The sequence below is a fragment of the Kordia algicida OT-1 genome (genome assembly GCF_000154725.1).
GTDB lineage: Bacteria > Bacteroidota > Bacteroidia > Flavobacteriales > Flavobacteriaceae > Kordia > Kordia algicida.
Genome location: NZ_DS544873.1, coordinates 3,595,491 through 3,621,026, shown reverse-complemented (window position 1 = coordinate 3,621,026; position 25,536 = coordinate 3,595,491). Strand labels below are relative to the sequence as shown.

Sequence of the window (25,536 nt, the reverse complement as noted above, 5' to 3'; positions counted from 1 at the left end):
TATAACCCTGCCTTAAAAATTTAAAGCAGGGCTGTCATCAACTCAAAAACCAAGAATAGTTAGAATCACCATTCAGGGTATTTTTAAGTCCATTAGTAAATTCAAATGCATTTACATTTCTTGATAGAAAAGAGTCAATATAAGAGCTCTTATTAGCTCCTGTAAAGAGATTATAAACATTCCAAAGGTTAATGTTTCCATCATCATTTCTACAAAAGCTATCATCTAAATAATAGTCTTTAGCAACTGTAGAAATTTGTCCATCATTAAGTAATAATTCTGGAATTATAGATTTTTCCTGTTTTGGTAAATAGTGGTACAATCTTGCTCTACCAATAAGTTGAGCAAATTGATGTTCAGTTAAGTTTTGCTCTGATAATTGCCTCATTTCCTGTAAATGGTTTTCAGGGTTGTAATTCTGAATCAACTCTAGAATTTTACTCTGCAATTCAGAATAATTTCCAACACGCATTTCCTCTTGATAGCCATCTGTAGAAATACACAAATTACAACACACCATATTTTGAAAACCTACAAAAAACTTAAATTTCTCATAAGTCTTTCTATTGTATAGATTTTCTTGATTATAGGCTCTCACACCACCTACAGTTAAAGCTACTTCATTACCATTTATAGTTTCTGTAATTGAAGGTATTCTAATAATAAATGCCATTCTTTCAAAATACTGTGTTCTTTCATGGTCTAATAAATCTTTTGCCGATTTATGAATAGCTGAAGGCACTCTACCTTTAATTTGGTGTGAGACTCTAATTTCAGGAGTTTCTATGGTATGATGAGAAAACACCTTGCCAACACAATTTTGAGCTATCTCTATAAACTCTTGATGCGCTAAAGTCTTTTCATTATCCTTACTAAATACAGGAATAATACAATCATTTTTTAAACTAGAAAGGCTAACCTCTTTAGTGTTAGCCTCTATAAATGGATTTTGTTGATATACTTTATTTTCTGAAGGTATTTGTAAATCATGTACTATTTCAGGAATACCTTCAGAAGTATTAAGTGTTCCATTACGTTGTTTATTAAGTTCTGCTACTGATACTATTTCCATTTTGGCTGAAATTTTCTGGTTTAACTAATTGCTCTAATTGTTCTTTTTTAGCTTGATACAAAGCTTTTAATGGTAACTGAAAACTAGGATATTCTTTGTACAGTTCCATTAACTGACTTACAGACAAACATTCTTCTATTCTCTGTTTTACATCTTCCTCTTTTGTAGGGGATGTACACCATTCTAAGATGCGTTTTCCTGTAGAAGTATTTATCATAAATTCTGGCTTACCAGAAAACAAGTTAGTTCTGTCTTTACTCGCTATGGCAAAATGCTTAATATCTATGTCAAAGACTATGGTAAACTCATAAGACACATCATCACGTTGTACAGCTTTTAGCCCTACTTTTTCAGGTACATATTTTCCATCTTTTTGTTGTAATACGTAATCTTGTTTAGTTCTCATTGTTGCTATAACATGAGCATTACATTGAAGTATTTTATCAATAAATGCTTTTTGTCTTGGAGTTACCTTATTCCAATTAGTGAATGAATTACCTGGCAATTTAGAATGATAATCTATAAGTTCATCCCATACTTGAGAGATTGAATCTAAAATTATCACTTCCATTCCTGCTTCTTCACAAACAGAAATAGCTTGGATGAATTTCTCTGGTGTGTAAGGTGGTTGTAATGGTAACACATTATAGTTTCCCAAGTGAGCATAAAGGTCTGCTGAGCCATTTTCTGTGTCTATTACAGCCACTTTAGTTAGATTGTCATTAGTTAGCCCTTTAGCCAATAAAAGAGAGCTTAAACTCTTCCCTGAACCTGATGAGCCTTGTAGAGCCATTTTAATTTTAGCTTGTTTTCTTTCTGATTTTCTTAATTGCATAATCTTATGATTTTGAAGGTTAATATTTAATTGAATTTTTTAAGATGAATCTGAATAGATTCAGTGTATAATGAAAAAGACCCTCAAATAATGAGAGTCTTTTAAACTGATTAAGAAGCATACCTTAACCTTGGTTCTTCAAGCAATTTATTCATCGCATTATCTATTGCATCATTCTCAAACTCTTTTAAGTAAGCATTGGTTACACTTACATCATGATGCCCCATAGTCTGGGAAATTAAATCCGATGAAATTCCCGCATATTTTAGATTAGTAGCAAAACTATGTCTGATTACATATGAGGTAACATTCTTCTTTACACCTTGAATTGAAGCTATTTCTTTGAGCTTTTTATTAAAAGCTCTTAGTGTTTTGTTTTTACGATATTCTATTTGTATTGGTGATAAGTCATTGCTTAAAAGTATTGGAAACACATAATCTGTTGGTCTGTTTTGTGCCTTATAATATTCTACTACTTTCTTTACTGGCTCAAGCATTTTAACTGTAAAGTTTCCTTTGGTTTTAGAACGTGTATAAACAATTCTGTCTTCTTGGATATTTTCCCATTTTAGCTTCATCATATCAATGAAATTCATACCTCCAGAATAATAACTGAATACCATATAGTTTTTAGCGTCTAATAAATTTGGATTTTTAATGGTATCTATTGATTCCATAAGCTTCATCTCTTTTCTTGATAATGCTCTTTTTATTCCCTTGCTTTTTAATTTAGCCGTTTTATAAACCTTAAATGGATAATATTTTTCATCTACAACTCCTTGTTTTATTGCGCTGTTAAACATTGCCTTTATATGCCTCATTCTTACACCAATACTTCCATCATCATTGTTATTGCTTCTTAAATGTATTTCAAACTTTTCTAGAAAAACAGGCGTAATATCCCTAAAATGCAGTGACTTATTTTTAGCATATTTAAAAAGTGAATTCTTCACGTATTTTTCTATTCTAGCTGTACCTGTTTTTCCTGCCTTATTTAAATCAGATAATCTTTCATTCCAAAACTCTATAACAGTAATGTTAGAGCTTGATTTCCCTCTAAACTTTGCTTCAAACTGAGCTAATGTGAAGTCAACACCATCAAGGAAGAAATCATCTATTATTTTAAGAGCTTGTTCTTTCTTTTTTAATAACGCTCTATTTCTTTGCATGTAATTTGGTTGGCTCTTTTTAAATTTTGAATTTGCCTTATCCCAATCTTTCTCTAAACATGTTATTCCTAATGTAATTACCTTTATTTTTCGGTCTTTTATAACCTTTAAAACAACTGGGTACTGTCCTTCTTTGTTGGGCTTATTTCTTAATAATATTTTGATACTTGCCATGTTTTCTATGTTTTTGATAAATGACAAATTCCCGTTATAATAACTAAGGAATTTGTCATTCCACTTTGTTAATTATTTAGTAATTCATCAAATTTTTCAATTAAACTTGCTCTTAAAAAAGTCTTGGTTTTTAGTAAGTCGTGTTTAATTAATAGTTTTTGAAACCTTTTAGCTTCTTCACTTTTTTTGTTTCTATTTTCTCTTACAGAAAGTTTGTCCCAGAAATTAAAACTTAAATAGCTTTCCAATTTTTGTTTTTCTCGATTAGACATTTTAGAGTTTGAAGGTATGTTGTCTATAATTGTTAGTTCATCAAACCTTTTTAACAAATCGTCAAACAGAGCTCTTAAAACTTCTTTGTTTTTTAAATCGTAAATGTTAAAAACACCTAGAGGATTAAAACCTTTACTACGTATATACTTAATCTCAAATCGAATAATGTGTTCTCCTAAATTATACTGTTTTGCCTTATCATAAATTTTAAAATAATAGTTGTAATGGTTAAACTGTTTGTATTCACCTCTACCATTAAATTGTTCATTGTGATTATGAATTTCTAGCTTGTGTAAACTGATGTTTTCACGAATAATAAATTCCGCAGGCATTGGTAATTTGATATTTAAACCAAATTCCAACTGTGTTAACCTCGTTTTTCTTAAGTCTATCAATTTACTACCTAGATAATCTATTGTTTGACAAATACCTGAATATTGAAAATCATTATGATTATGACCTTTGTTGCCTTTTAATTCATTATACAGTTTGTGTATTGAGTTCATTACAAATACTGATTTATCATTAATTCTAATTTCCATACTACCAATATTTGCAGTAAATGGATAGTTTATTTCTCCTGAATGATATTCCATTACAGTAAATAATTCTTCAAAATTATTTTTGTCTGTAACAAAAGGCTCTATTTTACTTTTATCTTGGTAGTATTGTCTAACATAATCTATCATGATGCTAGACTTTTGTTAGTTCTACTTAAGTAGCTATCCAACTCATCATCTACATCATTGATAGAGTCTACTCTACTATTTAGAATCCATTGCTCTAATTCTTGACGATTTAGATAAATCTTCTTGCCTCCAGGCTTGTAATGAGGAATCTCCTTATTACTTGTCATTTTATACAGCCTAGAAGTAGATAAACCTAAAAATTCTGAAGCCTCTTCAATAGTTAAAATTTCCTTTTGCTGAAGTGTTTGTTTTTTCAGCAATTCCTTTATTTCTTTTAATTCTTTCTGGATAAATTCCATAACTTTAATTGTTATGGATATGCGCATATCCTTGTTAATAATGAGACAAAGAAAGGCAACAAAAAACCCTTTGTTTACATAGTGTATCAAAGGGTTAAGGCAAAGTGTAAGGTGAAGTGTAAGGTTATTTCAAGTGCTTCTTTTTAAGTTCCGAAATCCCAGAATCTATTTTTTTCTTCTCATTAAGATATTTGTTTTTCCCTCTTGATAGTGAAGCATAAATATCGGTGCTCTTTAAAACCTTTCCCTGCTTATTAAGAAAGATTTCACTAGCTTCAATTGTGATGTGGTTAAAACCATTAAAAAATGGTTTTAATGACTCTAAAAAGTAAGATGCTATCATGTTGTTAGCCGAAAATCTAATTTTATTAATTAGTGTTGATGGCTTTGGGGAAATAAACGCTTCTACAAAATGAGATTCCTCTATTTCAATATCATCTATTAGATAAAGTGAATATGCCAACTCGTAAAGCTCTTGGTAAAAACTATATTTAAGATTTTTGTTTTTAAAAAAAGTTATGTCTGAATCCTTAACTAAATATTTAAAGACATCGTGGTTTGACACAATGAGCTGATACCGTTGCTTAACTTTACTGGTAATTTCTAAAAGTGATGTTCTTATTGCTTCACTGTCCCTATCTTCAATATTATCAATTCTTTTAAGAAGAACTTTTAAGTCATCAAAGAATTGATTTAATAAATTCAATTTCTCCTTTTTAAGACCTTTTGAATTTAACTGAGTTTCTAACTCAGAATTAATACTAGAATTTTCGAATTGCATTAAACGGTTTAAAAAATCCTCCCTTTTTATAATATCTGTAACAAAAGTTGGCATCAAATCATCATCTTCCACCATTTCATCTTTCATGTGATAGTCATGCTCCTGAATAAAAGAATAGCCTTTATTCTTTATAGTTTCATTTCCTATAAAAGAATCTCTTATAGATGCTATTCCATATGTAAATAGCAGGTCATAATAAAAGGAAAGTAATTGTTTGTTCTGCATTTGAAATTAAAAAACTCTTTATTAACAAATATAGGAAAGCTAAAAATGTTTAACCTATGTTTAACCTGAAGACATAAAAAAAGCCTCACATTTCTGCAAGGCTTGATTTTACTTGTGGTCCCACCTGGGCTCGAACCAGGGACTTTCTGATTATGAGTCAGATGCTCTAACCAGCTGAGCTATGGGACCAATGCGGGTGCAATATTACTATTTTTTTTAATTCCGTAAAAATTTAAATACCATTAAATTATTTCCTGACACAACTCTATGAGCGTACCATTGGTAGATTTTGGGTGTAAAAAAACCACCAATTTATTATCTGCGCCCTTTTTGGGCGTTTCGTTTAGCACGATGAAACCTTCATCCTTAAGTCGTGCTACCTCGGCGTGAATGTCCGTTACATCAAAAGCTATATGATGTACACCTTCGCCTTTTTTGGCTATAAACTTTGCTATGGGACTGTCGTCTCGTGTAGCTTCTAAAAGTTCTATTTTGCTTTCGCCTAATTGGAAAAAAGAGGTTTTTACACCTTCACTTTCTACTTCTTCCATTTTGTAATGTTCTTTATTGAACAACTTTGCAAATAATTGATTGGATGCTTCAATATCTTTGACCGCGATTCCGATATGTTCTATTTTATTCACGTTTTTTACTATTTTGGATGTAAAGTTATTGCAATTCAGTAGTAAAGTCAACGTTTTATAGTCTTAATATTCTATTTTTGCAGTATTATGAGTGAAACAGAAAGTAATAGACAGAAAAAAATAGCAGGAGTTTTACAAAAAGATTTGGTAGATATCTTGCAAGGAGCTGCACGCGGTGGCGGACTGACAAACGTAATTATTTCAGTAACGAAAGTAAACGTTACGGTTGATCTTTCCGTGGCGAAAGTATATTTGAGTATTTTTCCACATAACAAAGGAAAAGAATTGTTGGAAGGAATTCAGTCAAATGCGCCATTAATTAAACACGAATTGGCACAACGCGTAAAACACCAATTGCGAAAAGTACCAAGTTTAACGTTTTACGTAGACGATTCGTTGGAATATATTGAAAACATTGAAAAGTCGCTTAAAGGAGAAGAAAACCCAATTGAAGATCGTGATTTGTTAGATAAAAGAAAGAAAGCCTAGTTGAAATTCGCTTTTTACATAGCCAAGCGTTATTTGTTCTCTAAGAGTTCGCAAAATGCCATCAACATTATCAACATTTTTACAAGTGTTGTTGTGGTGATTGGTGCATTGGCTTTGTTCATTGTACTTTCAGGATTTGCAGGATTAAAGACCTTCAGTTTGTCATTTAGCAATGATTTTGATCCTGATATTAAGATTGAAGCGGCAACCGGAAAGTCCTTTCGCGTAAGCGCAACACAACTCCAACAACTGAAAGAAATTCCAGAAATTGTATCGTTTTCACAAGTGGTGGAAGAACGTGTAGTACTGAGTTTAAAGAACAAACATCATATTGCCAATATAAAAGGTGTCGATCAATATTTCCGAGACGTTAACGCTATGGACAGCATTATGTATGTTGGCAATTGGATCAATCCGAATGCGTATGATGAAGCCGTGATTGGTTTTGGTGTTTCAAACCTTTTAGGTGTAATTGCGTATGATTATAGCAATTTACTCGAAATTATTGTGCCAAAACCTGGCACTAAGAGTATTACAAGTAGTTCTAAAAACCCGTATGAAAAAGTAAAAGTTACCACCACAGGAATTTATCGCATTAATGAAGATTTAGACGATAAATATGTGTTTACAAATTTGGCTTTAGCGCAAGAATTGCTTGAATTTGATGTGAATGAAATTACCAATATTGAATTTGATTTGTTAGCTACAGCTAATGAAACTCAGGTAAAAGAAAAGATTGCTGCTGTTTTTGATAATAATGTCATTATAAAAAATCGTATTGAGCTGAATGATGCTTTATATAAGATGTTAAATACTGAAAATATAGCGATTTACCTGATTTTTACACTTGTGTTGATTCTCGCATTATTTAATGTAGTTGGCGCCATTGTGATGATGATTTTAGACAAACGTAGTAACATGAAAACCCTGTTTAGCATGGGAACTACGGTGCGACAGATTAAGCGTATTTTTTTCTACTTAGGAATTATTATAACTACTTTGGGCGGATTGCTCGGAATTATCTTAGGCGTTATTGTAGTGTTTTTACAATTGAAATTCAAACTGTTTTACATTACACCAAGTTTGCCATATCCTGTAGAATTGAAGTTTATAAATTGTGTCACGGTTTTCTTAACCATTACCATTTTAGGAATTTTGGCTTCGTATTTGGCTAGCCGACGCATTAATAAAGATTTTATACAGACTTCTTAAACTCGCTTCGCTCCATAGAACTATTGAGAAGTACTTTTCAATAAAACTTCTTAAAATGTAATTCTTCAACTTGGATTTTTGCCTACGCAGAAATGACAAAGTTTATTAAAATGACAAAACTCCAATACAATACAGCATTGGAGTTTTGATATGATTTTAAAGTTGTTTTTTAAAGTTTGATGAATTTTTGAGTAAATACTTTTCCATCAGATTCTAATCGTAAGATATAGTTTCCTTGGCGTAAGTTTGAAACATCAATTTTATGTTCTTTTAGTTTTAAATTCATCACACGTTTTCCTTCAATGTTAAAGATCGTTGCTATTTTTCCAACTAAATTTATAGGACTGTTGATGTTCATAATTTTCCCAACAGGATTTGGATGAATTGAAACAGCATTTGCCAATTCTTCATCTTCAATACTTAAAGTTTGCCCTTCTGTAATGATATGATGCGTATTGATGGTCGGATTTTCCAAATTATCAACCGTTCCTGATGGCCAGTAAATAATGATATTTGTGATAGCATCATCAGTTCCAATTCCAAAATGAGCGTTTAATGTACTCATAAAACGGAAACCTTCTCCGCTTCGCACATCACGAATTTGAACTCCAGAAGCGGTATGCACTTCAATTCTTGCACCAATTCCGTTTATATTACTTGCAACTCCAGTCGTGGTAATTTTTACCCAATTATTACTGTTGGTCGTGTTTGTGTATAACGTTGTTCCAGAAATGGCATCAATAAATCCGTCATTATTTAAATCTCCAAAAGAACCATTATTTCCAGCGAGTATGTTATCGTAGACAGTAAATGTCAAATCACCATTTCCAAATAAAATACTTCCGTTGGATGCAATGTCTAAGTTTCCATCATTATCAAAATCGTATGTTGCATTTTCAATCCCTAAATTAGTCAAATCAGGCAATATTCCAGAAGCAGCAGTAACGTTTGTAAATGTTCCGTTTCCATTATTTCTCATAAGTTTGTGCGTTCCATCTGCAGTAGAACTTGCTCCGACAAAAACGTCCATATCTCCATCGTTATCAAAATCTCCCCAAGCAGAAGACCATGTTTGTAACGGATCAGCCAAACCTGCCGCAGAAGCAACTTCTGTAAAGTTTCCTGTTCCATCATTTTGGTGCAATTCGTTAATATTGATTGTTGTCGAACCACCACGACATTTGGCAATAAACATGTCCATGTCTCGGTCATTATCATAATCAATCCAGATAGAGCCATAGTTTCCTCCACCTGCAATATCGCCCAATCCACCTTGGTTAAACGTTAGGTTTCCGCTTCCATCATTCATGTAATATACATTCGGATCAACATCATGACACACAAACGCATCTAGGTTTCCATCTTGATCTAAATCGACAAAGTTTGAACGTTGCGAGAATACATATTCTGATCCAGAGATTTCTGTAAATCCTGTTCCTGTAGCATTGGCTCTCATAAACGTGACTCCGTTTCCACCTCCATATAATAAATCTGTAAATCCGTTTCTATCGTAATCGGCAGCAGCCAAACTCCAAGAAGGTGTATTATCTGCGTTTGTTGTGGTAATATTTGTAGCTGTATTGCTCAAACCACCAATAGTTTGCTGATAAAAGATATTTACATTTGTTGATGAGATTGAAACAACATCGTCTAAAAAGTCACCATTCATATCAACAGCAGCTCTTTGACTTCCTGTGGTAGCAACCGTTGAGGTTGTAAATGTCGCAGGTGGCGGTGGTGCTAATGTTGTAAAGTTTAAAGGTCCGCCCCAAATACTATTGTCCGTTCCGCAAATAGCACGAACATATACTTCATAATTTGTTGCTGGAGTTAATGAATTGAGATTGACATTGGTTACCGTAGAAGGAGTTCCTGCACCTGATGGAATTCCTGTTCCCGCAGCTTGCACTACATATTCCCAAGCAGTTTCTCCACTATTTGGCGTCCAGCTTATATTTGCAGCATCTTGTGTAATTCCTGAAGCTACAATGCTTGAAGGTGCAATACAAAATGTTCCGCAAGTTTCTACACGAACGAAATCGATTGACATGTCTCCAGAGAAACCTGTTCCTGTTCCTGTGTGGCTAAATTCGACATAAATGACTTGTCCTAGGTAACTATCTAAGTTTATTCCGATAGGAACCCAAGCTTCGGTTCCGCTAGTTTGTAATTCCCCTGATAATGAAAATACGGTGGTAAAAGGTCCAGAAGCATTGTTTCCAATTTTCACTTCCAATGCTCCCATATCTTCTCCGTAAGCGTGTAAGTAGAATGATAATTCTGCACCATCAGTCGCAGTTGTCAAGTCAATTGCCGGACTTACCGCAGAAGCTGTTAAAGTTGTATTTCCTGAAGCTTCGTAATTCATAAAATTATCTCCACTAAAGGCAGTATCTGGTCCTGTTCCGCCAGAAGTAGATCCATCAGGAATTTCCCATGAACCGTTACCATTATTTAAATCTCCTGTCCATCCAGAAGCAGTATCAAATTCTTCTGTAAAGATATATGATGATGAACCTGATCCACAAGTAACACCTACTGGCGCTGGCGGCGGACAGTTACTCTGCGTCAAAGAACTACTACTTACATTACAGTTTGCATCTTGGTCGTTTTGAATAGAAATTACAACATCAGTTCCGTTGGCAAATGGTCCAAACTGAACCGTTCCTGCCATTGATATTCCTTGATCTGCACTTCCTTGATTGTCTGAAACGGTTACAGATGTTGCTGATCCGAGGTCAGATATGTTTACATCGACCAAAAATCCGCCACTTGTAGCACAATCGTCTACTACAGTATATGCTACTGTTGGATTTGTACAGGTTGCACAGTTTACATCAAAATCCCAATGAGTGTAGTTATTATCAGTACAATTAATTGTTCCGTCTGAGTTGATAGAAACTGTAATGGTGTCTCCACTAGATTGAAATGTCAATCCTGTTAAGTCGCCATTGTTTCCATAGCCATTGTATAATTCAGTACCATCTGTATCTAAAACAATGAGTTCATCCCAATCATTTTCGGTTTGTCCTGCGTTGAATGTTACTTGCAAATCTGATCCGTCAGAACTTACAAAAACAAAGCTTGTTGTGTCGTTATTTGTGTAACAATAAGTTGTATTTACAGCGCCAGCCGAACAATCGACTGTAGTTTGTGCGGTTACAAAAAAGCAGGATGCCAGAAAGCATATTAGTAACGTAATTTTTTTCATAGGCTGGTTTTTATACTATGCGCTCAAAAAGCGTTTCATAGCGTTGGTTTGGTTGTTAGTTTATTATTCACATTCGGTATCAATTCCATCAATCCACTGTCCGATCATGCTTACGGCTTCTTTGTGGATAATGCTTCTACCGAGTAAAGGCATTCTAAATTCTTCTGCGGTTGTATTTAATCTGTAATACATTACGGAACGTTCTTTTAGCGAAGGAGTTACAATTTTTATCATTCCAGTAATTTCTTCATCAGGATCTACACAAACACCTAAGTTGGTATCATCCGCAGATTCGTCAAAGGCAAAACGTACAGGTCTGTAATCGCAATGCGATAATTCTGAATGGCAATGTGCGCAGTTGATATCAATATAGGAACGTACACGTAAGTCGATTGGTTGCGTTTCATCACTCCATTTTACAACCGTATTGATTGTTGCAGGTAAATTATCTTCCAAATATCCTTCATCAATTAATTTTTGCAATTGATTTGCGGTTCCGCCATCATAATCAAACATACTGTTCAAGTTTTGTGGTTTTACACCAATTGGAACGGAGTTTGTGCCTTGTTTGTGACAGGTAAAGCATTCTACTTCTGATGGAATTCTGTAGTTGGTATTTTTCATTTCGCCGGCTTCCATAAAGTCTACATTTGTAAAAGAACCGTCTAAGCTAAACGTAGCTTCTGTTTGTTCGTCATTCCACACATAATCGGCAAAATACCAATCGTCAGCCTTTTTTAACATCAAGCGTGTTTCAATAATACGCTGGTTATTAGCAGGTAATACGTTTTCGTAATAAAATGTTTTTATAAGAATGGTTCCAACAGGAAACTCAATAAGTTCGCTATCTGCCACATAAGAAGCCGCTACGTTTTCTGGCATCCAAACAAAACGTTTCTTTTTGGCATAGTCTGTAAATAGTGTTGAGATTGGTTCGTAGGGAATGACACCTAAAACAGGTTCTTGATCTTTCATTTCGCCTTCAAAAAAGTTATATTCTGAAAGTGTGCTAAAAGGAAATGCGTTCATATCTAATACGACAGGCGAAGTAGGAATTGGCACATAATCGTCATCTATTGATGTTGGTGGCGTTGTAGGATCATTATCATCGCCACAAGAAAAAAGCATAGCAGAAAGTATTGCTATGGCAGCAATTTTAAGTAATTGTTGGTTCATGTTTTAGTTTAGTTAGTGCACTAATATAACAAAAAAAATTATGTGATGATTGATTATTAGTGAGTTACTCATTATATAAGACAACTGAAAGTCTTTTTGTCCTACCTTTTGAGTGGAGATTGTTTTGATTTTTGAATTTAGATTTACGAATTATAGTATTTTTAATCCAACCAAAACACCAACTTCTAAACCTTCCAAACTCTCAAAAAACACCAATTTTCTCTCATACTTCGCCAATACCAAATAATGACTTCCTTTAAAATAACTTTGTTGTACCGTTACTTTAAAATCAGATGTGTCTGAGATTTTTAGTTGATGCGGATAGACTAAGATCGTTTCTGTAGAAGCATTTATTTCAGGAAATAAACGCGCAGGCAACTCATTGACTTCGCCAAAAAGAGAAGCGATATATTTGTTTGGTGGGTTTTGAAATAAATCCTTCGAATCGTTTTGTGCGATGAGTTTTCCATGTTGTAGTACAATTGTCGAATCTGCAAAGGAAAGCGCATCCGTACGATCGTGTGTAGCTACAATACAGGTAATGTTTTCTTTTTTGAGATAACTGAATAAGTTTCTGCGCAACGCATTTTTTCGAAAGTTATCAATATGACTAAAAGGTTCATCGAGCAGTAAAACTTCGGGTTCGCGTGCTAAGGCTTTTGCCAATGCGACACGCTGTTGCTGTCCGCCACTGAGTAGTTTTGCTTTTACATCCGCAAAAGCGGTCATTTCTACCATTTCCAAGAGTTCGTGGATGCGTTGTTGTTTTTCTTCTGGATAGAAATTAGACAAATACGTTCCGATGTTTTCTGCAACCGTAGTGTAGGGCATTAAATCGAAATCTTGTGCTACATATTTCATGCGCTCAAAACCTGGTACAAGATGAAACGCTGGACCTAAGATTTGTTCGTCGTTCCAAAAAATTTCACCTTCATTTAAGTCATACAAACCATAGAGAAGTTTGAGTAAGGTACTTTTTCCGCAACCACTTTCGCCAATAATTGAAACATGTGTTCCTTGTGGAATTTTAAAAGAAATATCTTTAAGAATAGGCGTGTTTTCTAAATAGGAAAAGGAAACGTTTTGAACCTTGAGCATAGCAATTGTTTAGAAATGTAAAAATACGGAGATTATTGAAAAATTTTCCTGATGTAGAGTCAAGATTTTTTCTGATGTCATTTTTGATTGGGTAGGAAATTGTTAAGTTTCAAAGTGGATTCCGCATGAACATTGAGCGGAGTCGAAATGTTCATGCGGAATGACAAAAGTGCTTCAAAACAAAACCGCCAAACTGAACTTCAATTTGGCGGGTTTTTATGTATTCGAGTATTTCTCGATAGATCCTGAATCAAGTTCAGGACACTCGAAATAATGTTTTTTGGAATCTTAAAATTAGTCCTTAAACTTCTCTAAAACAGCTTTGTTTGGCAATTCCTTGAAGCCCATATTGTAGAGCGTGAATCCGAAGATGTCTGCATATTGCTCAATGGTTTTAGAGATTGGTGTTCCTGCGCCATGTCCAGCATCAGTTTCTATACGAATTAGCGTCGGATTGCTTCCTGTTTGTTTTGCTTGCAATTCGGCAGCAAATTTAAAACTGTGCGCTGGTACTACACGATCATCATGATCTCCCGTAGTCACCATTGTTGCAGGATATTCAACACCTTCTTTTACATTGTGTACTGGCGAGTATCCTTTTAGGTATTCAAACATTTCTTTGCTGTCTTCCGCAGTTCCGTAATCGTACGCCCAACCTGCGCCCGCAGTAAATGTATGGTAGCGCAACATGTCTAACACACCAACGGCTGGCAAGGCAACTTTCATCAAATCTGGACGTTGTGTCATGGTTGCACCTACTAACAATCCGCCGTTTGAGCCTCCACGAATAGCTAAGAAGTCGCTAGACGTATAATCTTGTTCAATTAAATATTCCGCCGCAGCGATAAAATCGTCAAATACATTTTGCTTTTGCATTTTTGTTCCAGCATCATGCCATTTTTTACCGTATTCGCCACCACCACGAAGGTTTGCTACTGCGTAAATTCCGCCTTGTTCCATCCAAACTACGTTGGCAACACTAAATGATGGTGTTAAAGAAATATTGAATCCTCCGTAACCGTATAAGATTGTTGGATTTTTCCCGTTCATTTCAATTCCTTTTTTAAACGTAATAATCATTGGAACTCTTGTGCCATCTTTGGAAGTATAAAATACTTGCTTGCTTTCGTATTCATCTGGATCAAAGTCAATTCCTGGTTTTCTGTATACTTTTGATGTTCCGTCTTTTGGGTTGTATGTATATGTTGTACCTGGTGTTTTGTAGTTTGAGAATGAGAAATACAAGGTTTCATCGTCTTTTTCTCCACTAAATCCGCCAGCGCTTCCAACGCCTGGAAGCTCTACTTCGCGGACTAATTTTCCATCGTAATCATATTGAAATACTTTAGAAACAGCGTCTACCATATATTCGGCAAAGAAATAGCCTGAACCTTTTGAAATACTTAATACATTTTCAGTTTCTGGAATAAAATCTACCCAATTTTCTGGCGCAGGATTGGAAGCATCAACCGTCACAATTTTTTGGTTTGGCGCGTCCATATTGGTCATAATGTATAATTTAGAACCTACACTTTCTACCACATACGAATCTGTATCAGTATGATCTAAAATGGTAACAATTTTGCTGTTTGGCTTCGTTAAATCTTTCATTAACAATTTACTTCCCGATGTTGAGGTTCTTGGGTAAATAAAAAGGTATTTATTATCTTCTGTAACAGTACCACCAATATATCGATGTTTTTCTTCTGGAGTTCCACCGTAGATTAATTGATCGTCTTTTTGAGCAGTTCCAAGTTTGTGGTAGTATAATTTATGCTGATCTGTTTTGGCAGATAATTCACTTCCTTTAGGTTTGTCATAGCTAGAATAGTAAAAACCATCGTTTCCTTTCCAAGAGATTCCTGAAAATTTGATGTCTACCAAAGTATCTTCTACCACTTCTTTTGAAGCAACATCCATGATGATAACTTTTCGCCAATCGCTTCCGCCTTCTGAGATTGCATACGCTACGATTTTTTTATTATCAGAAAAATTTAAACCACTTCCCATGGAAACTGTCCCATCTTCTGAAAATTTGTTAGGATCTAAAAAGACTTCAGGTTCTCCACCTTCTTTTTGTCTGTAAATTACGTATTGATTTTGCAATCCATCGTTTTTATAAAAATATTCATAATCGCCTCTTTTTACAGGCGCACTGATTTTTTCATAATTCATTAATTGTGTGTAACGTTTTTTAAGCGCATCACGAAACGGAATGTTGTCTAAGTATCCTAAAGTGGTTTTGTTTTGATCTTTTACCCAAGCTTCTGTTTCTTTAGAGCGATCGTCTTCAAGCCAACGATACGGATCTTTTACTTCGGTATCGAAATAGGTATCAACCACTTCTTTTTGTTGCGTTTCTGGGTAATTCACTTTTATTTCTGTTTTTTTGGGTTCTTTCTCGCAAGAGAAGAAAAGTACTGCGAGACAACTAATTTTTAACAACTGTTTCATCTATAATTTTTTTATTTGTCTGATGGTATTGGTATACAAAATCTAATCAAAAAGAAAAGATATTACATACACGTATTTCATTAGAACAGGATTGGTTTCCTTCAAATTTAACCTAAAAAAAACCACTTTCAATTATTCTGAAGTGGTTTTAACAAAATGCTAAGATTTTTTTTGTGAGTTTTATTAATAGAACAAGGGTTTAAATTGTGACCAATGCTTGTAAATTAAAATGCCATTTAACAACGCGACTAAAAGTGCGCCAATTATTGCGCTAGACGGATCTAAAAAGAAATGAAATAGTAAGATGTTTGCTGATATTGGAGCAAGCAGCGTTAAGGCAAAAGGCACCCATTTTTTCATGATTAATAGAATACCAATGTAAACTTCTAGCGCACCCACAACAGGTAAAATGTATCCAATATTTTCGAAGGATTCTGTAAAAGTTGTCATTTTTAATGCGGGTAAAAAGCCAGTTTCATTAAAAATCATTAAGAGCTTGTTTGCGCCAAATACGATGAGAATTAGCCCTAATACAAAACGGATAATTTTGGTAAACTTAGAATTCATACGCGAAAATTTTGAGTTAGTGTCCTATTAAGATAGGAAAAAGATACCGTATTTACCAACTATTTTCGACAATGTGAACTATAAAGTACGTTTAATAACTGACTAATTTATAGTTATTTGGAAAGAAAAAGGACACTGAGCGGAGTCGAAGTGTCCTTTTTTTAGTTTGAATATTAAACCAATTTGTGGTCTACTAAATGTTGAGCAATTTGTACTGCGTTTGTCGCAGCTCCTTTGCGTAAATTATCGGACACAATCCACATGTTTAAAGAATTTGGTTGCGAACCATCACGACGAATTCTTCCCACGAAAACTTCATCTTTTCCTTCTGCGTAAATTGGCATCGGATATTCATCTGCATCAGGATTATCTTGAACAATAATTCCAGGAGATTCTTGTAATAATTGACGAACTTCATCAACATCAAAATCATTTTCAAATTCTACATTAACACTTTCAGAATGTCCACCAACTACAGGAATACGAATGGCTGTTGCTGTAATTGCAATAGTTTTATCGTTTAAAATTTTCTGAGTTTCGCGTACCAATTTCATTTCTTCTTTGGTATAGCCGTTTTCTTCAAATACATCACAATGTGGCAATGCATTTCTGTGAATTGGGTACGGATATGCCATTTCTGCTTTCTCACCAGCATATTCACTTTCTAATTGACGAACCGCTTTTACGCCAGTTCCCGTAATAGATTGATAGGTAGAAACTACAATACGTTTTATTTTATATTTTTTGTGCAATGGTGCCAAAGCAACTACCATTTGAATGGTAGAACAGTTTGGGTTTGCAATAATTTTATCGGTTGAGGTTAATTGCGTCGCATTGATTTCTGGAACAACTAATTTTTTAGAATGATCCATTCGCCATGCCGAAGAATTGTCAATTACGGTTGTTCCTGCGGCTTCAAATTTTGGAGCCCATTCTAAGGAAGTGCCTCCGCCCGCAGAAAATAAGGCAATATCTGGTTTGGCGTCAATAGCATCTTGCATACTTACAATAGGATATGCGTTTCCTTGATAGGTAATTTCTTTTCCAATAGATCTTTCAGAAGCTACTGGAATTAAGGTTGTAACAGGAAAATTTTGTTCTGCTAATACTTTAAGCATCACGGTTCCTACCATTCCTGTTGCGCCAACGACTGCTACTTTCATGTATTTAATTTTTGGTCTTTGTAATTAGGTATATTTGGCAAAATTAGGAATAAATACAGTATGGTTTGTATAATTTTTTTGATATCTCAAAAATTTCACAAAAAGTTATATATAACACAAAAGCCACTCATTACGGAGTGGCTTTTGTTATGTGTAATGAAGTTAATTATTTCTTCAATAAATCTCTAATTTCTGCTAATAATTCTTCTTGAGAAGGTCCTGCTGGTGCTGCTGGAGCTTCTTCTTTTTTCTTTCTTACTTTGTTGTATGCTTTTACAATCATAAACATTACAAAACCTACAATAATTAAGTTTACAATAGTGTTTATCCAACTTCCCCACATAATAGCATTTTCTGGAGTAACAACTTTTCCTGTAGCATCAACCACAGCTTCACTTAAAATAATTTTCTTATCATTAAAGTCTGTTCCACCTGTAAAATATCCGACAACTGGCATCACGATATTGCTTACAAATCCTTTCACAACTGCGCCAATAGCACCTGCCATAATTACGGCAACGGCAAGATCAACAACATTGCCCGTCATGATAAATTCTTTAAATTCTTTAAACATAATATTTGATTGTTAGTTATTAATTGAATCTAAATGTAGTGAAAAATATACTAGTTTTCAATTTGTTAAAATAGACTTTTGGTACAATTACCGAAGAAATACACGTTTTATTCGTTGAGAAACCGCTGTGAGGATTTCGTAAGAGATTGTATTTATTTTTGAAGCCAATTCTTCAGCAGTTTGTCCTTCACCAAAAATGATGACTTCATCTCCTTCATTACAACGAATTCCTGTGATATTTACCATCAGCATATCCATACACACATTTCCTATGATTGGCGCTTTTTTTCCATTGATGACAACACTTCCGACGCCGTTTCCAAATTGTCTGCTGATGCCGTCTGCATGTCCAATAGGAATCGTAGCAATAGTCGTATAATCGTTTGCGACAAATGCGCGATTGTAACCTACACTTTCTCCTTTTTCAATACGATGTATTTGTGAGATGACCGATTTTAAAGAAGCAACAGGTTGTAAATGTTTGTCGTATTTCGGATCGTTTCCAAAACCATACAAACCAATTCCTGTACGAACCATGTCAAAATGTGCTTCGGGGTAGTTTAAAATCCCAGAAGTATTGGTCATGTGTAAAATAGGTTTGTAGTTGAATGTTTGTTCAAAATTGGCTACAACATCATTGAATAAGCGGATTTGATTTTTGGTAAAATCTATTTCGTTTTTATCTTCTGAGGCAGCCAAATGCGAGAATAATGAAACTGCTTTTATCTGTGAAAGTGTTTTTAGTTTTTTAAAGATATAATCGGTATCGGTATGAAAAAATCCTAAACGATTTAAGCCTGTATTGAATTTTAAATGTACAGGATAGTCTTTTTTTCCTTGTTTTGCGGCTTCTTTTGCAAACGCGTTAAAAATACGATCATTGTATAAACTAGGTTCTAAATTATATGCAATGGCGTGTTTCAAATTTACAATTTGCGGATGCAGCACTAAAATAGGTGTTGTAATTCCTGCGGCTCGTAAATATGCACCTTCTCTGATATAGGCAACGGCAAAATAATCAACATTAAGTTCGTCTTGAAGGAATTTTGCAACTTCGATGGCATCACTTCCGTAGCCAAAGGCTTTGACAACGGCTAAAAATTTTGTGTCAGCTTTTGTTTTGGATTTTAAGAATTCAAAATTTTGCTGTAGCGCTTTAAAATTAATTTCTAAAACAGATTCTTCTATGTGTAACATTATGGTAGTTAATTGTCAGGTTGTTGTTTGGGAATGATTTCTTCCGCATCATCAACTTCAATTTCTTTCACTGATTCTTTTAGCATTGCTTTGTAGTAAGCGCCGCGACTTAATGGCTCGTATTCATCAGTTTCTCCTAGCAAGACCAGATCGTCGCTTTTGGATTTTCTAAAACTGTATTGTGCTAGGTTTCCCGTTCGGGTACAAACGGCGTGTACTTTTGTTACATATTCGGCTGTCGCCATGAGTGCAGGCATTGGTCCAAAAGGATTTCCCTTAAAATCCATATCAAGTCCAGCAACAATCACTCGAATTCCTTTGTTGGCTAAATCGTTGCACACAGCAACAATTCCATCATCAAAAAACTGTGCTTCATCAATTCCAACAACATCACAATTATCGGCTAATAATCTTATATTGGCGGCAGCGGGAACAGGTGTAGAGCGTATTTCGTTTGCGTCGTGAGACACCACTTTTTCATCATCATATCGAATGTCAACAGCAGGTTTGAATATTTCTACTTTTTGCTTTGCAAATTGCGCTCGTTTGAGTCTTCGGATCAATTCTTCGGTTTTTCCAGAGAACATTGAACCACAAATAACTTCAATCCAACCAAATTGTTCTTTATGATTTACTGTATTTTCGAGAAACATTTTGTAATTTTCAGGTCGAAAACGAATTTATACTCGTTTTTGTAAAGGTGGAACAAATTTATTAAAAAACCAAAGGTTATACAACGACATTAGTTTAAAAATTATGAAGAAAAAATTAGAAGGAGATTTAATAAGTATTGCGCATCGCATCCTTAAGTTAAAGGGCAAAGAAGACGTAGTTGCATTGCATAAAGAAGCGAAGGAAGTTTTTGAAAAATTGTCGGTAATGCTGTTTTTTGAAGAACAGTTTAAAGATTCTGTACCTGACTATGCCGATTCTTCTTTTTTCCAAACATTAGAGAACGTCTACAATCATGATAAAGTAGAAAAGAATGCCGAAGAAGATGAAATTATCCGTCATCATTTGGTAAGTGAAGATCCTGAACAAGACGAACTGATAGAACCATTGATGGAAACGATTAAAAATATGGTTGCCGAAATGCCAGAAGATGATGATGCAGACAATGATACCGCTACAGCGGAAACGCCTGTAGAACCAACACCATCTCCCGCGAAAAAGGAAACTTTAGAAGATATTTTGGCAGATGTGTTGCCACAACCAACATTTGTAAAAAGTGAAGAAGTTGTACAAGAAACACCACAACCAAAAGTTACTGAAACGGTTACCAAAGAAGTAACAACGAAAGTTGAGGTAGAAATTAAAGCGACCAAAACAGAAACCAAACCTAAGTCCTTAAATGATCGGTTGAATACAGGGATTTCTATTGGATTGAACGATCGTATTGCATTTACAAAGCATTTATTTGATGGCAATCAGGAAGATTATAACCGTGTAATTTCGCAATTGAATACGACAGAAAGTGAAGCAGAAGCGAAAGATTTTATATTCAATATGATTAAACCAGATTATAACAATTGGCAAGGAAAAGAGGAATATGAAACACGTTTCTTGGAAATTATTGAACGTAAGTTTGCGTAAGGGTTTTTTGGGATTGAAAGATTGAAAATTGAATGATTGAAAGATTGGTTTCGAAGTCAAAACGTCATTCTGAGTTTGACTTAGTATCACATTTTGACTCTGCTTGATGTTATTTTGTCTGATAAATAATTTTGAATTTTTTTGTAGAAATGTTCTTTAAGAAACACCCTATTTTCTTTAAAATTTCTCAATACTCAATACTGTTTTTCAGCTTTTGATTGAATAATTGGTTTCGAAGTCAAAACATCCAAACTAATATGTCTAAAAGCAAAGCGAACCTAATTAATGTAGCAATTTGAAAATTTGGAAATGTATCAATTAGTTTCAGACAACACTCAAATTTATCTTAGAAACATATTTAAAACTTAACATTTTATATAAAACCAAATAATGATCTCGGAAACAACCTTGAATTGAGCGAAGCGATTCCTGCCTAAGCAGGAACATGTCTAAAAGCGAAGCGATCTAATATCCAACAGCGCCAGCGGTCTAACAGCAAAGCGATCTAAACACTAATAATTCAAATAAACCCAACCCGTTTTTTCAATGGTATTTCCTTGAAGCTTGAGAATGTAAAAATAAGTTCCGACAGGTAAAATATCGTCGTTGCCAATTAGTACGACATTTTGATTGCTCTGACCATTCCAGTCGTTTGTATAGTTTCTGGTTTTGTAAACAATGGTTCCGAAACGATTAAAAATCACTAATTCGTTATCTGTAAAATTATCCAAACAAGCAATTTCCCAAACATCATTTATCATATCTCCGTTTGGCGAAAAACCATTCGGAATTGCTAAACAATCTGGGAATGTAATCGCCGTTGCTGAGTTGTTGGCAGTGTTCATGTCTACTTCTGATAAACTCGTGATTTGTACAACATTTGTATAATTGTCACCACTGATAACGGTAACATTAAGTGTCAACGTTGCCGAACTTCCCGCTGTCAAGGTTGCAATATTCCATACTTGTGAGTTATTGTCGTACAAACCGTTGCTACTGATGTGTGAAATGTATTCGTAACCATTAGGAAGCAGTTCTTCCACCAAAATATTTGTAGCATCTATATCACTATTGTTGGTAATTGTAATGGTAAATTGGATGGTTTCTCCAATAGAAGGCATTTCTGTATCTACTTCTTTTTCAATACTTAAATCGACACAACTAATTGCGGTTACTGTGACGATTTCTCTCGCAATTCCCGGACAATTGTTTTCATTGATAACTTCAATTTCATAACTCGTATCTGATGAGATGATTCCCGTTTCATACATCGTTCCCGTAAATACAATTTGTGCAGGATTTGAAGCTTCATACCAATTATAGGTATAATTTACCATAGGATTATTGATGGAAAGCGTTGCCGAATTTCCAATACAAACTTCCGAAGTATCAACCGTCAAATTTACATCATTGTGAATTTCAAACACTGTTACTTCAAGCGCTGTTTCGTCATCGTCAGCAAGTCCATCGCCTAAATCATCTACATTAAAACTTGTAGCAACATCACTGTCGAAATCTGGCAAATTGGTCGCTGTAATTTCTGCGGTACTTTCATATTGATTCACAAGCGTAGCATCAACATTTATTGCTGTTGTAGTAATTTGAGCGGTAAACGTATTGTTTCCAGCATTTGCAGGAATGGTAATTCCTGAAAGTTCCCAAATTCCTGTCGCATTTGTGTACGTTCCGCCAACATCGTCACTTATATATGTAAATCCTAGTGGATTCAAAAACTGTTCTACAGCAACATTTTCAACATCGTCAGGTCCGTTATTTGTAATTGTCAGCGTAAAAATGACGTCATCGCCTTCACAGTATTGTGTTTGATTTGTGATAAGCGAAATTTCCAAATCGGCACTTGGTGGCAACGGCAAAACATTCAGCGTTGCAAACACATTTGTCGCATCAATATTATTCAGGTTTGAAAAATTGGCAAATTCGTTGGTGTATAAATTTGGCGTTTCAGAAGTAACTAAAACGGAAAATGTACAGTTGGCAACTCCTTCAGGAAATACTAGATTGGCAATTCCCACGAAAGTGTCATTGGTCAATCCCACAAAATCTGCTGTACAACCATTGCTTTGTACCCAAATTGGTTCGCCCGCTAAAACGATTCCCGCAGGTAAATTATCAGTAAACGAAATGCCCGATTGTGCCGCGTTTCCAGGAATATTTTCAATGGTAAAGGTCAGTACTGAGGTTTGTGTTGCGATAATTTCATCTGGAACAAAACTTTTACTAACCGTAGGTGAAATAACTTGAATGCTCGAAATAGAAATATTGGTACTTGGATCAAATTCTCCGTTATTAGCAGGATCGGGTTGTACTTCGGCAACATTGTTAAACGAACCACCAAAATTTGGAGCTGTGACAGGAATTCGTAATTGTACAGTAGCATCAGGATCGAGTAATGGTATGATTCCTGAAACGATGTTCGTAGACGTATCTACATTAAATGTTGTAACACAAGTTGCATTTCCGCTTGTAATAGTACAGGTTGGCGTTCCTGTGATGGTAAATGCCGAATTTACTACTGTAGAAAATGAAGCGTCTGTCGCTGTTGAGCTGATGACGCTGTTGGTAATGTCTACAACCCATTCAAAATTTGTATTGATTGGAACTGTTGGTACGGACGGAAATGTCTGAACAATTAAATCGACACATGGCGTTAAATAGCTAATTTCCGAAGCATTTTTTTCGATGCTTTCGCCGATGATTGTTGCGCTCACTCTGTTGTTTACAGAAATTACTTGGTTGGAACATTGCGGCGTCCAATTGACCACAACTTCAAAAGTAATGGAACTTTCGGGTGCTAATTCCCAGTTTTCTGCTGCTGTGATTTCCCAAAATATATCGTTGGAAAGTGTATTGTCGACACCAATATTGGCATTTATAATATCGTAACAATCGGCAGTTCCTGTTGTTTCAATACAAGTTACGGATTGTAGTGTTCCTACAACAGAAGTATTTGAATCTGGATTTCCATAAAAGTCGGAAACTTCTAGCGGAATTGGCACTAAATTATCGTTTGTAATGGTGATGTGATAGGTAATATCGCCCCAAGGAATTGGATTTCCCGCAGAACCACCAGAAGGTAATGCTGGACTGACTTGTGTTTTGGTAATTGAAAAATCGTTTGCACTGATGCATTCGTCAGTTCCCGTAGCTGTTGGAAGCAGAATGTTTCCAAATTCATTATTATCATCAGGATTACAATCAATATGTTCTAGCATATTAATCGTACTTCTGTATGGAGAAAGAAACGGAACATTAACAGGACAGATGGGTTCTAAGTAACGAACCACGGTTCTGGTAATAACCTGTCCGCCAGACGGAATCATAAAATTATTGACTTCCCAAAATTGACCAAGTCCGTCAGATTCATAGACGATATCTCCACAAGTGAGTCCGCCAGAAGCGTTAATACATTCAACCGATATAATTTCCCACTGAAATCCTAAGTTTTGCAAGAAGAAACGAATCGTTGTGTCTAATGGTCCATTATTGGTCAGTGTGGTTTCAAAGGTTACCGTTTGGCTATAATCTGTAATAAAATTACCTGTTGTTGGATCTGTAATAATCGTACTTATAGAAACATCCGTACACGGACAAAGTGTTGAAAAAAGTAAATTGGTTAGTACATTATCTGATCGTACACTTGCTATATCTAAACTTTCAAAATTGATTTGCGCAAAACTTCGTGTCACAATCTGATCGATACTTTCTCCGCATTCACCTTCAAAATACGCATACGTAACACTAAATGTAATGCTTGCTTGTGGCGGAAAAATAATTTCATTATCATAGTGATACATTTCTTGTGTGGGAATAACAGCAACAGCGTTTCCACTGATAGAGCCTAAGTTTGTGGGACAGCTTACGCCACCTGTAGCGCTAATGCAAGAAACAGAAATTAATTGTACCAAAGCTGTTCCATTGGCAGTATCAGAATGTATCGTTTGAAAAAGTCCAAAACTAGAAACGGGGAATTCTATCGTACTATTATTTGTAATGGTAAGTTCAAAAGTAACCTGATCGCCCCAAGCGGAAATTCCAGTTCCTGCAGGTGGCGAAACTTGTTGGTAATCTACTTCAAAATCAACAGCAACATTATTTACATCCATAGAAACGATGGCAATATTACTATCGGGCATGGTGTCTGTCGTGCCTGTTGGCGGAAAAACTTCGGCTGTTGTTGAAATTCCTCCTAATTCTGTTGGCGCTCTTAGGTTGATGCGAATTTGTACACTAGAATTTGTCGGCATGTTTGGAAGTATTCCTTCAACAGAATCATTACTTCCGTTAAAAGCCAAATTGGTTGCCAAAGCTGCGCCACCAAGTGGATTGATACTTTCTACAGAAACAAAAGTGACATTTGGATTGAGTTCTTGTGAAAATGTGGCATTGTTTACAGCATTCCCTGAATTGCTGATGGTAGTTACGTAGCTAAACTCTTGAAACAAAAATACATTTGGAATTGTTGTGCCGCTTGCATCGGTAACTTCAACACTTACAGATAAGTCTGTAGATTGACTCCACGACAAAGTTGCAGTAAGTAGAAAAAGTAAAAAGTAACGTTGCTTCATATATTATAAAAGATACCCAAAACTAAAAAAGGTTGCGTATATATAACATTAAAGA

General features: G+C 35.0%; 20 protein-coding genes and 1 tRNA gene. 3 read left to right on the top strand and 18 right to left on the bottom strand.

Features of this window, described 5'->3' with window-relative positions; genetic code table 11:
* Window positions 1–37: 37 nt before the first annotated feature.
* The 8 genes from KAOT1_RS15475 to mce form a co-directional block, all read right to left on the bottom strand.
* On the bottom strand, window positions 38–1,072 hold the full coding sequence (locus KAOT1_RS15475; protein ID WP_007095799.1) for a DUF3871 family protein: 1,035 nt from the start codon (window positions 1,070–1,072) through the stop codon (window positions 38–40).
* Window positions 1,044–1,907, bottom strand: coding sequence for an AAA family ATPase (locus KAOT1_RS15470; RefSeq protein WP_007095798.1), 864 nt, complete (start codon window positions 1,905–1,907; stop codon window positions 1,044–1,046). The genes KAOT1_RS15475 and KAOT1_RS15470 overlap by 29 nt, the downstream gene beginning before the upstream one ends.
* A 110-nt stretch (window positions 1,908–2,017) precedes the next feature.
* Complete coding sequence (locus tag KAOT1_RS15465; RefSeq protein ID WP_007095797.1) at window positions 2,018–3,250, bottom strand: site-specific integrase; 1,233 nt, start codon at window positions 3,248–3,250, stop codon at window positions 2,018–2,020.
* Between the two features lie 68 nt (window positions 3,251–3,318).
* Window positions 3,319–4,212: a hypothetical protein gene (locus KAOT1_RS15460; protein WP_007095796.1), complete on the bottom strand. Its 894-nt coding sequence runs from the start codon at window positions 4,210–4,212 to the stop codon at window positions 3,319–3,321.
* On the bottom strand, window positions 4,209–4,511 hold the full coding sequence (locus KAOT1_RS15455) for a helix-turn-helix domain-containing protein (RefSeq protein WP_007095795.1): 303 nt from the start codon (window positions 4,509–4,511) through the stop codon (window positions 4,209–4,211). The genes KAOT1_RS15460 and KAOT1_RS15455 overlap by 4 nt, the downstream gene beginning before the upstream one ends.
* 124 nt (window positions 4,512–4,635) lie before the next feature.
* Window positions 4,636–5,517: a DUF6617 family protein gene (locus tag KAOT1_RS15450; protein WP_007095794.1), complete on the bottom strand. Its 882-nt coding sequence runs from the start codon at window positions 5,515–5,517 to the stop codon at window positions 4,636–4,638.
* 115 nt (window positions 5,518–5,632) lie between these two features.
* Window positions 5,633–5,706: transfer RNA gene (locus KAOT1_RS15445), tRNA-Ile, on the bottom strand.
* 53 nt (window positions 5,707–5,759) lie between these two features.
* Complete coding sequence (gene mce / locus KAOT1_RS15440) at window positions 5,760–6,161, bottom strand: methylmalonyl-CoA epimerase (protein WP_007095793.1); 402 nt, start codon at window positions 6,159–6,161, stop codon at window positions 5,760–5,762.
* A gap of 87 nt (window positions 6,162–6,248) precedes the next feature.
* On the opposite strand from mce, the gene rbfA reads away from it, so the two are divergent.
* Together rbfA and KAOT1_RS15430 are read left to right on the top strand one after the other, a co-directional pair.
* A complete protein-coding gene (gene rbfA, locus KAOT1_RS15435) occupies window positions 6,249–6,650 on the top strand; it encodes a 30S ribosome-binding factor RbfA (protein ID WP_007095792.1) in 402 nt (133 codons plus the stop codon).
* Window positions 6,651–7,862, top strand: coding sequence for an ABC transporter permease (locus KAOT1_RS15430; protein ID WP_007095791.1), 1,212 nt, complete (start codon window positions 6,651–6,653; stop codon window positions 7,860–7,862).
* A 169-nt stretch (window positions 7,863–8,031) separates the two neighbouring features.
* Here the strand turns inward: KAOT1_RS15430 and KAOT1_RS22070 are convergent, their stop codons facing one another.
* The 9 genes from KAOT1_RS22070 to KAOT1_RS15385 form a co-directional block, all read right to left on the bottom strand.
* Window positions 8,032–11,073 (bottom strand): FG-GAP-like repeat-containing protein, encoded by a 3,042-nt coding sequence (locus KAOT1_RS22070; protein WP_007095790.1) that lies wholly within the window; start codon window positions 11,071–11,073, stop codon window positions 8,032–8,034.
* A gap of 63 nt (window positions 11,074–11,136) precedes the next feature.
* Window positions 11,137–12,249: a hypothetical protein gene (locus KAOT1_RS15420; RefSeq protein WP_007095789.1), complete on the bottom strand. Its 1,113-nt coding sequence runs from the start codon at window positions 12,247–12,249 to the stop codon at window positions 11,137–11,139.
* A 150-nt stretch (window positions 12,250–12,399) separates the two neighbouring features.
* Window positions 12,400–13,347: an ABC transporter ATP-binding protein gene (locus KAOT1_RS15415; protein WP_007095788.1), complete on the bottom strand. Its 948-nt coding sequence runs from the start codon at window positions 13,345–13,347 to the stop codon at window positions 12,400–12,402.
* 294 nt (window positions 13,348–13,641) lie between these two features.
* Window positions 13,642–15,801, bottom strand: a complete 2,160-nt coding sequence (locus tag KAOT1_RS15410) for a prolyl oligopeptidase family serine peptidase (protein WP_007095787.1) — start codon at window positions 15,799–15,801, stop codon at window positions 13,642–13,644.
* A gap of 183 nt (window positions 15,802–15,984) precedes the next feature.
* Entirely contained in the window at window positions 15,985–16,368 is a 384-nt protein-coding gene (locus KAOT1_RS15405) for a hypothetical protein (protein WP_007095786.1), read from the bottom strand.
* A gap of 173 nt (window positions 16,369–16,541) precedes the next feature.
* Window positions 16,542–17,531 carry an aspartate-semialdehyde dehydrogenase gene (locus KAOT1_RS15400; RefSeq protein ID WP_007095785.1) on the bottom strand — a complete coding sequence of 330 codons (990 nt, stop codon included), beginning with the start codon at window positions 17,529–17,531 and terminating at the stop codon, window positions 16,542–16,544.
* A gap of 166 nt (window positions 17,532–17,697) precedes the next feature.
* Complete coding sequence (gene mscL, locus KAOT1_RS15395) at window positions 17,698–18,105, bottom strand: large conductance mechanosensitive channel protein MscL (RefSeq protein ID WP_007095784.1); 408 nt, start codon at window positions 18,103–18,105, stop codon at window positions 17,698–17,700.
* A gap of 87 nt (window positions 18,106–18,192) precedes the next feature.
* Window positions 18,193–19,302 carry an alanine racemase gene (alr, locus tag KAOT1_RS15390; protein WP_007095783.1) on the bottom strand — a complete coding sequence of 370 codons (1,110 nt, stop codon included), beginning with the start codon at window positions 19,300–19,302 and terminating at the stop codon, window positions 18,193–18,195.
* An 8-nt stretch (window positions 19,303–19,310) separates the two neighbouring features.
* Window positions 19,311–19,955 carry a thymidine kinase gene (locus KAOT1_RS15385; RefSeq protein ID WP_007095782.1) on the bottom strand — a complete coding sequence of 215 codons (645 nt, stop codon included), beginning with the start codon at window positions 19,953–19,955 and terminating at the stop codon, window positions 19,311–19,313.
* Between the two features lie 103 nt (window positions 19,956–20,058).
* On the opposite strand from KAOT1_RS15385, the gene KAOT1_RS15380 reads away from it, so the two are divergent.
* Window positions 20,059–20,895 carry a hypothetical protein gene (locus KAOT1_RS15380; RefSeq protein WP_007095781.1) on the top strand — a complete coding sequence of 279 codons (837 nt, stop codon included), beginning with the start codon at window positions 20,059–20,061 and terminating at the stop codon, window positions 20,893–20,895.
* 512 nt (window positions 20,896–21,407) lie between these two features.
* Here the strand turns inward: KAOT1_RS15380 and KAOT1_RS15375 are convergent.
* Window positions 21,408–25,481, bottom strand: a complete 4,074-nt coding sequence (locus KAOT1_RS15375; RefSeq protein WP_007095780.1) for a T9SS C-terminal target domain-containing protein — start codon at window positions 25,479–25,481, stop codon at window positions 21,408–21,410.
* Window positions 25,482–25,536: the final 55 nt, after the last annotated feature.

Coding starts and splice junctions, on each gene's coding strand:
- KAOT1_RS15470 (WP_007095798.1), bottom strand. CDS start 1,907: ATGCAATTAAGAAAATCAGAAAGAAAACAAGCTAAAATTAAAATGGCT.
- KAOT1_RS15420 (WP_007095789.1), bottom strand. CDS start 12,249: ATGAACCAACAATTACTTAAAATTGCTGCCATAGCAATACTTTCTGCT.
- KAOT1_RS15410 (WP_007095787.1), bottom strand. CDS start 15,801: ATGAAACAGTTGTTAAAAATTAGTTGTCTCGCAGTACTTTTCTTCTCT.
- KAOT1_RS15375 (WP_007095780.1), bottom strand. CDS start 25,481: ATGAAGCAACGTTACTTTTTACTTTTTCTACTTACTGCAACTTTGTCG.
- KAOT1_RS15380 (WP_007095781.1), top strand. CDS start 20,059: ATGAAGAAAAAATTAGAAGGAGATTTAATAAGTATTGCGCATCGCATC.
- KAOT1_RS15385 (WP_007095782.1), bottom strand. CDS start 19,955: ATGTTTCTCGAAAATACAGTAAATCATAAAGAACAATTTGGTTGGATT.
- mscL (WP_007095784.1), bottom strand. CDS start 18,105: ATGTTTAAAGAATTTAAAGAATTTATCATGACGGGCAATGTTGTTGAT.
- KAOT1_RS15450 (WP_007095794.1), bottom strand. CDS start 5,517: ATGCAGAACAAACAATTACTTTCCTTTTATTATGACCTGCTATTTACA.
- KAOT1_RS15465 (WP_007095797.1), bottom strand. CDS start 3,250: ATGGCAAGTATCAAAATATTATTAAGAAATAAGCCCAACAAAGAAGGA.
- alr (WP_007095783.1), bottom strand. CDS start 19,302: ATGTTACACATAGAAGAATCTGTTTTAGAAATTAATTTTAAAGCGCTA.
- rbfA (WP_007095792.1), top strand. CDS start 6,249: ATGAGTGAAACAGAAAGTAATAGACAGAAAAAAATAGCAGGAGTTTTA.
- KAOT1_RS15475 (WP_007095799.1), bottom strand. CDS start 1,072: ATGGAAATAGTATCAGTAGCAGAACTTAATAAACAACGTAATGGAACA.
- KAOT1_RS15460 (WP_007095796.1), bottom strand. CDS start 4,212: ATGATAGATTATGTTAGACAATACTACCAAGATAAAAGTAAAATAGAG.
- KAOT1_RS15400 (WP_007095785.1), bottom strand. CDS start 17,531: ATGAAAGTAGCAGTCGTTGGCGCAACAGGAATGGTAGGAACCGTGATG.
- KAOT1_RS15405 (WP_007095786.1), bottom strand. CDS start 16,368: ATGAATTCTAAGTTTACCAAAATTATCCGTTTTGTATTAGGGCTAATT.
- KAOT1_RS15455 (WP_007095795.1), bottom strand. CDS start 4,511: ATGGAATTTATCCAGAAAGAATTAAAAGAAATAAAGGAATTGCTGAAA.
- KAOT1_RS15415 (WP_007095788.1), bottom strand. CDS start 13,347: ATGCTCAAGGTTCAAAACGTTTCCTTTTCCTATTTAGAAAACACGCCT.
- KAOT1_RS22070 (WP_007095790.1), bottom strand. CDS start 11,073: ATGAAAAAAATTACGTTACTAATATGCTTTCTGGCATCCTGCTTTTTT.